Origin of the sequence: Microbacterium cremeum (genome assembly GCF_015277855.1) — a bacterium.
In the GTDB taxonomy this organism is placed as follows: domain Bacteria; phylum Actinomycetota; class Actinomycetes; order Actinomycetales; family Microbacteriaceae; genus Microbacterium; species Microbacterium cremeum.
The window spans coordinates 973,452-986,201 of record NZ_CP063812.1; the positions used below are offsets into that span (position 1 = coordinate 973,452).

General features: G+C 71.1%; 12 protein-coding genes. 4 read left to right on the forward strand and 8 right to left on the reverse strand.

What is annotated here, in order from left to right:
* Positions 1 to 341: 341 nt before the first annotated feature.
* A complete protein-coding gene (locus IM778_RS04150; RefSeq protein ID WP_194410817.1) occupies positions 342 to 824 on the forward strand; it encodes a VanZ family protein in 483 nt (160 codons plus the stop codon).
* On the opposite strand, the gene IM778_RS04155 is transcribed toward IM778_RS04150, so the two are convergent.
* The gene (locus IM778_RS04155; RefSeq protein ID WP_194410818.1) at positions 808 to 1,920 is read right to left on the reverse strand and encodes a sensor histidine kinase; all 1,113 of its coding nucleotides are present in this window, start codon (positions 1,918 to 1,920) and stop codon (positions 808 to 810) included. The two genes, IM778_RS04150 and IM778_RS04155, sit on opposite strands and share 17 nt — an antisense overlap.
* Positions 1,917 to 2,576: a response regulator transcription factor gene (locus tag IM778_RS04160; RefSeq protein ID WP_194410819.1), complete on the reverse strand. Its 660-nt coding sequence runs from the start codon at positions 2,574 to 2,576 to the stop codon at positions 1,917 to 1,919. The genes IM778_RS04155 and IM778_RS04160 overlap by 4 nt, the downstream gene beginning before the upstream one ends.
* Before the next feature lie 238 nt (positions 2,577 to 2,814).
* Between IM778_RS04160 and IM778_RS04165 the strand changes: the two genes are divergently transcribed.
* Positions 2,815 to 3,504 (forward strand): M15 family metallopeptidase, encoded by a 690-nt coding sequence (locus IM778_RS04165; protein ID WP_194410820.1) that lies wholly within the window; start codon positions 2,815 to 2,817, stop codon positions 3,502 to 3,504.
* 431 nt (positions 3,505 to 3,935) lie between these two features.
* Here IM778_RS04165 and IM778_RS04170 read toward each other — a convergent pair whose 3' ends face one another.
* Both IM778_RS04170 and IM778_RS04175 read right to left on the reverse strand, forming a co-directional pair.
* Positions 3,936 to 4,520 (reverse strand): hypothetical protein, encoded by a 585-nt coding sequence (locus IM778_RS04170; protein WP_194410821.1) that lies wholly within the window; start codon positions 4,518 to 4,520, stop codon positions 3,936 to 3,938.
* A gap of 239 nt (positions 4,521 to 4,759) precedes the next feature.
* A complete protein-coding gene (locus IM778_RS04175) occupies positions 4,760 to 6,289 on the reverse strand; it encodes an HNH endonuclease signature motif containing protein (RefSeq protein ID WP_194410822.1) in 1,530 nt (509 codons plus the stop codon).
* Between the two features lie 121 nt (positions 6,290 to 6,410).
* Here IM778_RS04175 and IM778_RS04180 point away from each other — a divergent pair, with 121 nt between their 5' ends.
* Complete coding sequence (locus tag IM778_RS04180; protein WP_194410823.1) at positions 6,411 to 7,439, forward strand: NADPH:quinone reductase; 1,029 nt, start codon at positions 6,411 to 6,413, stop codon at positions 7,437 to 7,439.
* A gap of 82 nt (positions 7,440 to 7,521) precedes the next feature.
* On the opposite strand, the gene IM778_RS04185 is transcribed toward IM778_RS04180, so the two are convergent.
* On the reverse strand, positions 7,522 to 8,094 hold the full coding sequence (locus tag IM778_RS04185; protein ID WP_194410824.1) for a dihydrofolate reductase family protein: 573 nt from the start codon (positions 8,092 to 8,094) through the stop codon (positions 7,522 to 7,524).
* A gap of 94 nt (positions 8,095 to 8,188) precedes the next feature.
* Between IM778_RS04185 and pdxR the strand changes: the two genes are divergently transcribed.
* Complete coding sequence (pdxR, locus tag IM778_RS04190) at positions 8,189 to 9,595, forward strand: MocR-like pyridoxine biosynthesis transcription factor PdxR (RefSeq protein ID WP_194410825.1); 1,407 nt, start codon at positions 8,189 to 8,191, stop codon at positions 9,593 to 9,595.
* Between the two features lie 74 nt (positions 9,596 to 9,669).
* On the opposite strand, the gene IM778_RS04195 is transcribed toward pdxR, so the two are convergent.
* The 3 genes from IM778_RS04195 to IM778_RS04205 all read right to left on the reverse strand — a co-directional run bounded on the left by IM778_RS04195 (position 9,670) and on the right by IM778_RS04205 (position 12,708).
* Complete coding sequence (locus tag IM778_RS04195; RefSeq protein WP_194410826.1) at positions 9,670 to 10,911, reverse strand: RNA polymerase sigma factor; 1,242 nt, start codon at positions 10,909 to 10,911, stop codon at positions 9,670 to 9,672.
* 25 nt (positions 10,912 to 10,936) lie between these two features.
* Entirely contained in the window at positions 10,937 to 11,356 is a 420-nt protein-coding gene (locus tag IM778_RS04200) for a YciI family protein (RefSeq protein WP_194410827.1), read from the reverse strand.
* Between the two features lie 143 nt (positions 11,357 to 11,499).
* Positions 11,500 to 12,708, reverse strand: a complete 1,209-nt coding sequence (locus IM778_RS04205; protein WP_194410828.1) for an ROK family protein — start codon at positions 12,706 to 12,708, stop codon at positions 11,500 to 11,502.
* Positions 12,709 to 12,750 lie beyond the last annotated feature (42 nt).

Sequence of the window (12,750 nt, forward strand, 5' to 3'; positions counted from 1 at the left end):
GCCGAGCCCGAGACCGGTGCCGAGGCTGAGGCCGATGCGAAAACACCGGTCGGTGACGCGACACGCCGGGGTGCGGCATCCGTCATCGGCGTGTCGTCGTTGCGGACTGGTGTTTTCGCACGGGACGACGGTGACGGATGCCGCGACCCCGCGCCGAGGGACCGACACCGTGCCGAGGGACCGACCCCGCGCCGAGGGACCGACCCCGCGCCGAGGGATCGAGACCGTGCCGAGGGACCGACCCCGCGCCGAACGGCCGGCGGTCGCATACGCTCGCGCAACATCGGCCGACGTGGACTGGGGCGTGCCGGCTCACCCGAGGGCCGGCGGAAGGGCGACCCATGACCGACCTCTCGACCCCGCGCGGCAGCGGCATCCGTGTCTTCGCCGCCGCGATCGTGCTCGCCGTCGTCGTCGGGCTGACCCTCGCGCCGCCGTGGATCGCCGCGCCCGTGCGGCGGCTGTTCGTGCAGGCCATGACGGCGCTCGCCGAGCCGCTCGTGCTGTGGATCCCCGGCGGACTCACCGAGCGCTCGCTCAACACGCTGCTGTTCGTTCCGCTCGGCGCGACCGTCGCACTGCTGCTGAGCCGGCGCCGGTGGCCTGTCGCGATCTTCGCCGGGTTCGCGTTGTCGGCGACGGTCGAGTTCGTGCAGGACTCGATCCCGGGGCGCGTTCCCGATCCGGCGGACGTGCTGTGGAACACGGTCGGCGCCGCGATCGGCGTGCTGCTGGTCACGCTTCCGCGCGCGCTCGTGGCCGTGGTGCGCCGGGCCGGGCAGCGGGCCGCGGCCCCAGCCGAGCGGGTCAGCGTCCGAGGGTGACGCGCGAGAACTCGCCCGGCAGCGTCACCCGCACCTGCAGCCCGCCCTCGCGCAGCGCGGTGACGTCGAGCGCACCGCCGTGGGCACGCACGATCGAGGCGACGATCGCGAGGCCCAGGCCCGCGCCGCCGTCGGCGGGACGCGTGCGCCCGGCCGCGCGCACGAAGGGCTCGGTGAGCGTCGCGACCATCATCGGATCGATCTGGGGGCCGCCGTTCGAGATCACCAGCTCGGCGGGAGGCGTCGTCACCGACGCCTGCACCCAGCCGCCATCGACGTTGTGCACCACCGCGTTGTGCACGAGGTTGGTCGCCAGCTGAGCGAGCAACGCGCGATTGCCGTTCACGACTGCGGGCGAGAGGGCGGTTTCGAAACGGATGCCGCGGGCCTCGGCATCCGCCCGCTCCTCGTCGACCGCATCGCCGACGAGAGAGGCGAGGTCGACCGGGACCCGTTCGAGCTCGGTGCCGCGCCCGGCGCGGGCGAGGGAGAGCAGCGCCTCGGTCGTCGCGATGGCACGTTCGTTCGTCGTGCCGATGCGCTGGAGCAGGACGTCGATGTCGCGTCCGGCGGGATCGGCCTGCGCGACCTCGACCATCGTGCGGATGATCGCGTGCGGCGTGCGCAGCTCATGCGAGGCGTTCGCGGCGAAGCGGCGCTCCTCGTCGATCGTGCGCTGGACGCGGTCGAGCATGGCGTCGAGCGTGTCGGAGAGGTCGGTGAGCTCGTCGCGGGGCCCGGGCAGGGCGACGCGCTGCGAGAGCTGCCCATCCCGGGCGCGGCGGGCGACCTCGGTGATGCGGCCGAGGGGGCGGAGCATGACACCGGCGAGCAGCCACCCCCCGACGAGCCCGAATACGACGAGACCGGCCATCGCCCACCACGCGTACCGCACGAAGACCTCGATGAGATCGTTGCGGTTCGGCGCCCACCCGCCGCCCTCGACGAAGAGCGCGCCGGTCGGCACGAAACGCAGCAGCAGAAAGCCGACGACGAACAGTGCGATGCCGGCGACCACGAGGAATCCGGCGTAGCTGACGGCGAGCTTGATCCGCACCGACAGCCCGGCCGGGCGTTCGGGCGCGCGCGAGGTCATGCCGACATCCGGTATCCGACCCCGGGAACGGTCTCGATGACCCACGGTTCGCCGAGGCGCTTGCGCAGCGTCGAGATGGTGATGCGGACGGCGTTGGTGAACGGGTCGGCGTTCTCGTCCCACGCGCGTTCGAGCAGGTCTTCGGCGCTGACCACCCCGCCGCCCGCCGTCATCAGCACGTCGAGCACCGCGAACTGCTTGCGGGTGAGCGCGACGTAGCGCCCGTCGCGGTAGACCTCGCGCCGGAAGCGGTCGAGCCGGACGCCTGCGACCTCGACGACCGGGGGAGTGCCCGCGGACGGCCGCCGACCCAGGGCCCGCAGCCGCAGCACGAGCTCGCGCAGGGCGAAGGGCTTGGTGAGGTAGTCGTCGGCGCCGCTCTCGAATCCGCTCGCCTTGTCGTCGAGGCGGTCCGCCGCGGTCAGCATGAGCACGCGCGGACTCTCCGGCTCGGCCGCGAGGTGCCGTGCGATCTCGTCACCGTTGGGTCCTGGGATGTCGCGGTCGAGCACGACGACGTCGTAGGAGTTGACCGCGAGCTGCTCGAGTGCGGTGTCGCCGTCGCCGGCGATGTCGGCCGCGATCGCCTCCAGGCGCAGCCCGTCGCGGATGGCCTCGGCGAGGTAGAGCTCGTCCTCGACGATCAGCACGCGCATGCGCCCAGCCTAGGCGCGGCGACATATCGCCGGCATATGCTCCCCAGTCGCTGGGCGAGGCCGGACTGCTCTTCCGGCCGCTGGGCGAGGGGCTCCCCGGTCGTTGAGCGCGGCCGGACTGCTCCCTCCGGTCGTTGAGCGAGGAGCGCCGGCGACGAGACGAAACGCCCGCACCTATCGCCGACCTATGCGGATTCCCGTACGCCCTCGCAACACGCGCCCGCGTGAGATCGAGAGCATGCAGCACTCCGTCTTCTCTCCCACCACCGTCACCCCGGCGCAGGGGCGCACGCGCCGGCTCGTGGCGCTCGCCGTCGCCGCCGGCATCGCCGCGTTGCTCGCCCTCGTCGCCGTCTTCGCCGTGCAGGCCAACTTCGCGGCGTTCGCGCTTCCGGCCCCGCCGCCGGCGGGCGCTGCGACGACGGGCGCGGAGCCCGACGGTCAGGGCTCGGGGCTCGCCCCCTCGGGCGACCAGCCGTTCCTCCCTACCGCAGAGGACGGCCTCATCTCCGAAGGCACGGTCGTCACACCCGACGACGAGGATGTCCCGGCGATCGCGCGCATGGATCCGGCACTGCGAGACGCGCTGCGTGAGGCCCAGACGGATGCCGCGGCCGACGGCATCCCGTTCTTCCCGGTGACGAGCGGCTGGCGCAACGAGGCCTACCAGCGCTGGCTGTTCGACGACGCGATCGGGCGGTACGGGAGCGAGGAGGTCGCGCGCCGGTACGTGGCGACGCCCGAGAAGTCGCCGCACGTGACGGGCGACGCCGTCGACATCGGGTCGCTCGACGCGCAGCTGTGGCTCATCGAGCACGGCTCGCGCTACGGCATCTGCCAGACCTACGCGAACGAGCGCTGGCACTTCGAGCTGGCCACCGAGCCCGGCGGAGCGTGCCCCGAGATGAAGGCGGATGCCACGGCGTGACAGCGGGAGGTCTCGGATTCCCGCGCGGAGGAACCGCGTGGCGGCGCCACCACGCGCAGCCGAAGGGATTCGTCGACCTCCACCATGTGCTCGGCGCCGAGTCAGGCGGCGATGGCTCTGGTCCGTGTAACCGAGATCGTCCGCACCTGCTCGCCCCGCACATTCGAGTCGCGCGGCGGGCCGACGCGGCGGCGCCCCGGACCACCTGGATCTCGTGGACGGTCCGGGTGTTCGATGTGATCGGCACCACGGCGACGGCTCGCCTCGTCACGCGGCCGAGATACCGTCAGCGGTTGCCGCGACAGCGCCTCGGAGTCGGGAGAACCGATGTCGCCGTCAGGCTGAGGCTCACTTGCGCGTTCCCCATGGTGCGATGCCATTCCCGTGGCAATGTCATGCCGCCGTTGGAGGAACGGATGCGAACGGGCCCTTCAAGCCCCACGCCGTAGATCGACGTGATCGTCAGGCTGGCCTCGGCGTCCGGCCGGGGCGGGCGCGCGGCCGGGAATGGGCTGCGCGAAGGTACGCAGCTGCAGCTCCTGCGGGAGATCCCATTCCGTCCGGAACCGTTGGCGAAGCCTCCGGAGCTTGTGGTTGTAGCTCCGCGCCGGAACTGTCGCGGCAGTCAGGAGCACAGCCGCGACCCCCGTCATAGCCAGAGACATCATCGTCGCCGCTGGTGCCGGTTGTTCTCGGAGCGTGGCGATGACGCCGAGAAGCGTCGGCACCAAGGCGATGAGCGACAGCGCGATCGAGGCGCCGAGGAGCAAGAACGTCAGCGCTCGAGCCGCGGACCACGGCGTGACCGCGGTTCGGACGGCCCAGCTGACCACCAGGTCGTCTCGAGCGGCGGTGGCGAAGGACGCGACTGGTGAGGCGGCATCCATCCGCTCGATCTCAGCGGAGAGCTGCTGTGCGTGGCGGAGCTCGCGCGGTCCCGCGTGCTGGATGCGTACCCCGGCGTACGTGCCGATTGCGGTAATTGCCGCTGCGCCGAGCGTGGCGACCCAATCCATTCCGTGCTCCTTCACTCGTGGCTGTCGAAGCGATGCTGGCGTGTGGCTCCGACATCGTGGAGCTCTGTTCGCCACGGTTGCGTGTCCTGGGCGGCGAGACGAGTGCAGGCCCGGCGCGATAGTCCACGTGAAGCCGAAGCGCTGGGACTCGTGCCATAGCGACCGCTTGGCCGCACCACAGCCCGCACCATCGTTGGCGCCCGAGATCGGGAACACGCGCGCGCAGCGGCGCGCCTCGCTCAGGCCGCGCGCCATGTCGAACGTTCGGGAGGCGGTGGGGGATCCCACGCCCACTTCCAGGTCGACTTGGACTCGAGGACGATGGGCGCGCCATCCCCGGGTGGCGGGTGGAGGACGAATGGACTCGTGCCGTCACGGGTGATCCGCCAGCCGCGGTTGTGGAGCAGCATGTGGTGGAATCTGCAGAGCAGCACGCCGCGGTCGATGTCGGTGCGGCCGTCGTGTTCGGCGTAGTGGTCGCAATGGTGGGCCTCGCAGTACGAGGGTGGTCGGTTGCAGCCGGGCCAGAGGCATCCGCCGTCGCGAATGGCGAGCGTGAGACGTTGGCGTGACGAGTACAGGCGAGCCTCGCGGCCCAGATCGAGCGGATTGCCGTACGCATCGACGATCACGTCGAGGGACCCGTTCGCGCAGCTGTTGCGGTCGACGACCGAACACGGGAGCGGCGCGCCGCCGTCCTCGGCGTGGCCGGTCGCGACGAGGCGGCCGAACGCGTCGCGAGGGCCGCCGGCGTCTTTGATGACGACCATGCGCACACCCGGTTGCCGGGCGCCGAAGACCTCGGCCGCGTCGGCGAGAGCTCCGGCGCGGAGCACGTCGGCGAACAGGTCGTACGCGAGCTGGTCGTTGGTGCGAGGGTCGGCGATCAGCTCGTCGGCCTGCTGACGCTCCTGTTCGGTGACGAAGCGCGGTCCGCCGCGGCGCGGCCGGAGGGCTGCGTCGAGCATCGCCTGCACCCACAGGCCCATCTCGTCGTCGAGCGCGATGCTGGCGCGGTGCTGACCGTCGGCGTCGACCCACATCCGGAAGGAGCGGTTCTCGAAGCGGCGCGCGTATCGCTCTTCGGCTCCGACGGGGTCGAGCAGATCGCGCACCGTCCGCGCTCGCTTCTGAAGCTCCTCGGCGGGCATCGTCGATGACTCGGCGATGAGTCCCTCCGCGGCGAGCGACCACGCCTCGCGAACCGCAGCCCCGGCCGGGTCGGTCGTTCCCTCGACACGCGGCTCGCCGAGCCCCCGACGGATCGCGTCGTGCTGCGCCGAGGTGATCCGTCCGTCGAGCAGCGCCGCCCTCAGCGGCGCGTGCCACGACGCCGGCGCGACGGTCGCGACTCCTCCGTCGCCGCCACCGGCATCGGGCCCGTCGTCTTCGGTCGCGGAGGGTGCGGCATCCGTCGTCATCCCGGCGTCTTCCAGCAGAGCGGTTCCCACGCGGACGTGCCGATTCGCCTCGGCCTTCGTGCCGCCGGTGATCGCCTGGATGAGCGATGCCGGCGTCGCGTGCCCCTGCACGGCGGCGAGTCCCGAGTGTCCGCGATCGCGCTGCGACCGCTGCGCCGCGACGCCGGCCAGCACGGTCTGCAGTCGCTCCGCGTCGTTCGCGATCGCGGCGACATCGGCCAGCAGGGCCATGAGAGAGGCATCGCTCAGCTGCAGCGCACTCGGCAGCAGCTCCACCGCGTTGACATCCAGCTCCTCACACTCCGAGAGACGGTCGAGCCGCTCCCGCATGTCGGTGAGGATGTTCATATCTCTATGATGCCAAGTGCTTCCGACATTCGAACAGAAATTCTAGGACGTTTGGACAACTCGCCGAGAGAACCCCGCGCGTCGCGGAAATGCCCGCCGCGACCGACGCGTTGGCCCTGGCATGCGCTCGATCGTCTACTCCCGCACCGGCAGTTCGTCCGTCCTCTCGCTCGAGGAGCGTGAGCCGTCCCCTCCCGGGCCGGGCGAGGTCCGGGTGAAGGTCACCGTCTCGGGCGTCAACCCGACGGACTGGAAGGCGCGCGCCGGCAGCGGAGCGATGCCGGAGTTCGGCGAGATCGTGCCGAATCAGGACGGTGCAGGCGTGGTCGACGCGGTCGGCGAGGGTGTGGCGGAGCTGGCTGTCGGCGATCGCGTGTGGCTCTACCTGGCGCAGCATCAGCGCCCCACCGGCACCGCGCAGGAGTACACGGTCGTCCCGGCGGAGCGGGCCGTGAAACTGCCCGACAGGATCGGCTTCGACGTCGCCGCGAGCCTCGGCGTGCCCGCGATGACGGCGCACCGGGCTCTCACGGTGCACGAGTTCGGGCCTGCACGGCTGTCGCCGGGATCGCTCGACGGACGCGTCGTGCTGGTCGCCGGAGGAGCGGGTGCCGTCGGGCACGCCGCCATCCAGCTGGCGGGGTGGGCCGGTGCGACCGTGATCACGACCGTCTCGAGCGGCGAGAAGGCCGCCCTCGCGCGTGCGGCGGGCGCCCACCACGCCGTGAACTACCGCGACGGCGACGCCGCCGAGCAGATCGCCGCGCTCGCGCCCGAGGGCGTCGACCACATCGTCGAGGTGTCGATCGCCCAGAACGCCGCCCTCGACGCGCAGGTCGTCGCCAACCACGGTTCGATCGCGTACTACGCCACCGATGGTGGCGCGGAGGCCGCGATCCCGGTGTGGCCGACCTTCGCGAAGAACGTCCGGATCCAAGGACTGCTCATGTACACAGTGGGGGATGCCGCGCTCTCGGCCGCTGCCGACGACATCACGGCCGCGCTGCGCGACGGCGCGCTCCCCGTCGGAGACGCGGCCGGGCTGCCGCTGACGTGGTTCCCTCTCGAACAGACGGCAGCGGCCCACGACGCGGTCGAGCAAGGTGCGGTGGGCAAGGTGCTGATCGACGTCTCCGGTGACAACAGCTAGGTGAAGAAGGCGATCGTCCGCCTCTCGGCTGCGCCTCTCGGCTGCGCATTCAGGTCGCGGACGGCGATGATGAGGACTTTCGTCACGCGCTGCCGCTGCTGAGGGGGCCGTCGAGCAGCCGCGGTCGGTAGTCGAGCAGCTGACTGCGCCCGTCGAACGTGCGGGACTCGATGAGGTCGAGGGCGACGTCGGGCCAGCCGTCGTAGACGTGCTCGCGACCTGTGACACCGGTGACGACGGGGAACACGACGACCCGGTACCTGTCGACCAGCCCCGCGGTCAGCAACGACCGGCAGAGCGAGAGGCTCCCGAGCGTCGACAGCCTCACGTCGCTCTCTGCCTTCATCGCGCGAACCGCCTCGACGGCGTCCCCGCGCACCAGCGTCGTGTTCTCCCACTCCAGCGGTTCGTCGAGGGTCGACGAGAACACGACCTTCGAGGCGGCGTTCAGCTCATCGACGCCCTCGGTGGACGCCGAGAAGCCGTACATGAGTCGGTAGGTGGTCGCGCCCATGAGCAACGTGCGCTCGATCTTGCCGTCCTCCTCGAGCCACGCGAAGTACTCCGGGCCTTCCAGCCCCCACCAGCCTGGCCACCCCTCGGCCGCCGCATACCCGTCGAGTGACGTGATCATGTCGATCATCAGCTCTGCCATGAGTCTTCCCTCACATTCGGTCTTCAATCGGACGTTCGAGCGTGAACGGTCTCAGCGTAGGAACCCGTCGTCGAAACGAGTAAGGTCCAATCCGATGGCGGAGTTTTGGACCACTTCGGGACTGGACCTGCTCGTCGCGACGCAACGGAGCCGGCGACGGGCGAGCCTCGAAGACGGCCTGCGCCAGGCGATCGAGAGCGGTCGGCTCGCCTACGGCACGCGACTGCCATCGTCCCGGTCGCTCGCCGACGACCTGGGCTGGTCCCGTGGCACCGTGACGGCGGCCTACGACCAACTGATCTCAGACGGCTATCTGCATGCCCGCCAGGGCTCGGCGACCGTCGTCGGCTTCCGGCCCGACCGTTCGAACACCGTGGCTGAGGCGACACCGAGCGGAACCCCGTGGCGCTACGACTTGCGCCCAGGAACGACCCCGATCGGCTCGTTCCCCGTGGAGGAATGGCTTCGGCACCAGGGATCCGCCCTGCGCGACGCCCCTCCGACCGCGTTCGGCTACGGCGACCCGGCGGGGACCATCGAGCTTCGCACCGCCCTCGCCGCCTACCTCGGCCGGGTCCGTGGCATCCGCGCGAGCCCAGAGACCATCGTGATCACGGCAGGGATCACGCAGGCGCTCTCGCTTCTCGCAGCCGTCCTCCGACAGACGCACCCCGGCCGCACGATCGCGACGGAGGACCCCGGGTTCTGGTTCCATCGCGATGCGCTCGCTCGTTCGGGCCTCCCGATCGTGCCGCTTCCCGTGGATCAGGAAGGAGCTGACCCGCAGGGCCTCGACGTCGCCGCCGTGCTGGTGACCCCGGCGCACCAGTACCCGACGGGAGTCACGATGAGTCCCGCACGGCGCCGGAGCCTCGTCGCGTGGGCGCGCGGCAACGACGCCCTGATCATCGAGGACGACTACGACGGCGAGCTTCGTCACGACCGACGACCAGTGCCTGCCCTGCAGGCGGATGCCCCCGACCGCGTGATCTTCGCAGGCACCGCGTCGAAGGCCCTGAGCCCCGCCGTCCGTGTCGGGTGGCTCGTCGTCCCCGAGGCGCTCGTCGACACAGTCGGACAGACCCAGCGCCACCTGCTGCACAACGTCGACATCACCACGCAACTCGGTCTCGCCCACGTGATCTCCCATCACGCGTACGACCAGCGCGTCCGCGCGATTCGCGTCGCGTACCGGCGTCGCTACCAGCAGCTGTCGGCGCTCGTGTCCACTCTGACGGAGAGCTTTCCCGGGATGAGGCTGGTCGGCGTGCGCGCGGGCGGCCAGGCGCCGCTGCTCCTCCCGCCCGCCGGCCCGTCCGAGCAAGACATCGTCGCTTCGGCCGCGAGCGAAGGTCTCGCCCTGGAGGAGCTGGCCGCGAGCTCCCACACGCCCGGCAGTCACCCTCCGGGCCTGCTCCTCGGCTACGCACACCCGGCAGATCACCGCTATCACGCGACCCTTCAGGCGCTGGGGCGCGTCCTGCGGCGTGAGTTCGCGTAGCGGGCGGATGCCGCAGGACCGGTGATTCCCGGCGCTCGAGGGTGGACGGGCGGAGGAGGACGCGGCCTGAGACCTCACCGGAGCTTCTCGGCCTTGTCGCGCAGCACCTTCTGCTGCGCGACGTTCGCCGTCAGGCCGGCCGCAGTCAGCAGCTCCGACCGCGCCTCGTCGGCGCGACCGAGCTGTGCCAAAAGCTCACCCCGCACGCTCGGCACCAGGTGCGAACCGCGCAGCGCTCCCGACGCCTCGAGGCGGTCGACGATCGGCAGCGCGTCGGCGGGGCCGGAGGCCATCGACACCGCCACCGCGCGATTGAGCTCGACGATCGGGCTCGGGGCGATCCGCCCGAGCACCTCGTAGTGCAGCACGATGCGGGGCCAGTCGGTCTCCTCGACGCTCGGCGCGGTCGCATGGCACTGCGCGATCGCGGCCTGCAGTGCGTACGAACCCCGGCCGATCCCGCGGGCGGCGGCCAAGGCATCCGCCTTCTTCAGGACTTCCACGCCGCGCAGGATCTGCCCGCGATCCCAGCGGGAGCGGTCCTGGTCGGCGAGCAGCACGGGCTCGCCGGTGCGCGACTCGCGCGCCGCGAACCGTGACCGCTGGAACTCCATCAGCGCCACCAGCGCGAGCGGCTCGGGTTCACGCGGCAGCAGGCCCGCCACGATGCGGCCGAGCCGCAGCGCCTCGTCGGCGAGGTCGGGGCGCACCCAGCGGTCGCCGGAGGTGGCGGCATAGCCTTCGGTTAACACGAGGTAGACCACGCCCAGCACGGCCGACAGGCGCGCCTTCCACTCCGACGGATCGGGTGTCTCGAACGGCACGCGCGCGGCCGCCAGCGACTTCTTGGCCCGGGTGATGCGCGCCTGCACAGTCGGGACCGTGGTCAGCAGCATCCGGGCGATCTCTTCCGTCGACAGGCCCGCCACCACCCGCAGTGTCAGCGCCACCTGCGATTCGCGCGACAGCGCGGGGTGGCATGCCGTGAAGATGAGGCGCATCACGTCGTCGTCGATCGGCTGCCACTGGTCGTCGGTCGCCTCGTCCAGCGTGTGCGCGATCGCCGCGTACCGCTCGTCGAGGCGCTCGCGCCGGCGCCACGCGTCGATTGCACGACGCTTCGCGACGGCGGTCAGCCACGCGCCGGGATTCGACGGGATGCCGTCCCTCGGCCAGGAGCCGAGGGCTTCGAGCAGCGCCTCCTGGGCGACATCCTCGGCGAGGCCGAGGTCGCCGGTCATCTTGGCGACGGATGCCACGATCCGAAGTCCTTCGATGCGCCAGACGGCCTCGACCGTGCGCCGGGTGTCGTTCATGCTCGGTTCGTTCTCGGTCGCGGGATCACTCGGTGCCGAGCTCGGCCCGCCAGCCCTTCTCCTTCTCGAGGTACTCGTTGCCCTCGAAGCCGGCGAAGTCCGTCTCGTCGGTCACGCGGCGCACCTCGAGCTTGTTGCCGGGCGTGAGCGGTGCGCGCTTGGCCCATTCGAGGGCCTCCTCGGCCGTGCCGGTCTGGATGATCCAGAAGCCGTTGAACAGCTCGTGCACCTCGCCGTACGGACCGTCGCTCACGATCGGTGCCTCGCCGGCGAAGTCCACGACATAGCCGGGCTCCTGCGCCAGGCCCTCGCCGGCGACCAGGACGCCGGCCTTGATCATCGACTCGTTGTAGGCGCCCATCGCGTTGATGATGGCCTCGAAGTCCATGTTCTCGTAGTCCTCGACGGCCTGCTCGGTGGCCCGCATGATCAGCATGTGCTTCATTTCCCGCTCCTTGTTCCAGTTCCTCGGAGTGACCGTTCGTCCCTCTCACTATCGCGTCGAACGGGCGCGGAGGAAATCGACATGAGGGTCGAGAACTTCTTGCGGGTCCGGCGTGACAGCCGGAGGGTGGCCGCCGGCACGCATCAGCCGCGCGCCGCCGCCGTCCGGAAGTCGAGGGCTCGGTCGCGCGCCATGACGCTCGCCGCAGCGATGGCGCCCGTCACCACGACGTCGGCGCCGAGGCGTGAGATGACCAGCTCCGGTGCGGGCAGATCCAGGTCGGTCGGCAATGAGCGCCGGGCGGCGGCCACGACCTCGTCGACACCTGCCGAGATCGCGCCCGAGACCACGACCCGCTCGGGATCGAACATGCTTCCGAGCACGCTCACGATCCGCGCGAGCACGCCGCCGACCCGCTCCACGACCGCGCGGGCGTCCGCGTCACCGTGCGCGGCGAGTTCCAGCACGGCGCGGCCGTCGAGTTCTGTCGGTGGGACAGCCGCGAGCGCGCCACCGGGCGACAGTTCGCCGCCGGCCACCGCGGCAAGGGCCCACGCCGCTGCGCGCGTGCCGAGGCCGTCCGCCGAACCCACGCCTTCCACGTGGTCGAACGCCACCATCTCGCCCACGCCCCCGTGGGCGCCACGGAGCACGTTGCCATCGACGACGACCCCGGCCCCGAGCCGTGCCCCTGCGAGCAGCGCGATGTAGTCGCGGCATCCCGCGGCTGCGCCGATCGTCCCTTCGGCCACGGCGGCGAGCGAGGCGTCGTTGTCGACGCGCACGAGCGGCGCCCATGCGAGGGCATCGATCAGATCCGGGTTCATCCGCGCCCAGAAACCCGTGGGATGCCGCGGCGAACGCCCGAGGGAGTTCACGGGAGCCGGCACCCCGATGCACACGGCGAGGACGTCGGCGCGGTCCTTGTGAGCGGTGCCGAGGGCATCGTCGATGGCTGCGAGGATCAGCGCGCGTCGTGTCGCCCCGTCGTCCCGGTCGAGTTCGAGAGTCCGCCGCTGAGTTGCGAGCGGCCGTGAACGAAGGTCGGTGACGACGACCGTGACATGAACGTGGCCGGCGTCGACGCCCACCAGGACTGCGGCGTCGTCGCGCAGTTCGAATCGACGGGCGGGCCGGCCCTTGCGATACGAGCCCGCCTCACGTGCGTTGGGGAGCTCGCGCAGCAGGCCGAGCTCGACGAGGGCATCCATCGCGTCGATCGCGGTCGTTCGCGTCAGGCCGGTCGCCTCCATCGCGTCGGTGGCGGTGAAGTCGGCAGCATCCCAGGCGTAGGCGAGCACGGCATCGAGGCTCGCCGGCCGCGGTGCCGCTGTCGGAATCAATGTCGTCACAGGTCTTGACCCTCTCTGTCCCGCCCTGCAATACTGCCCTGC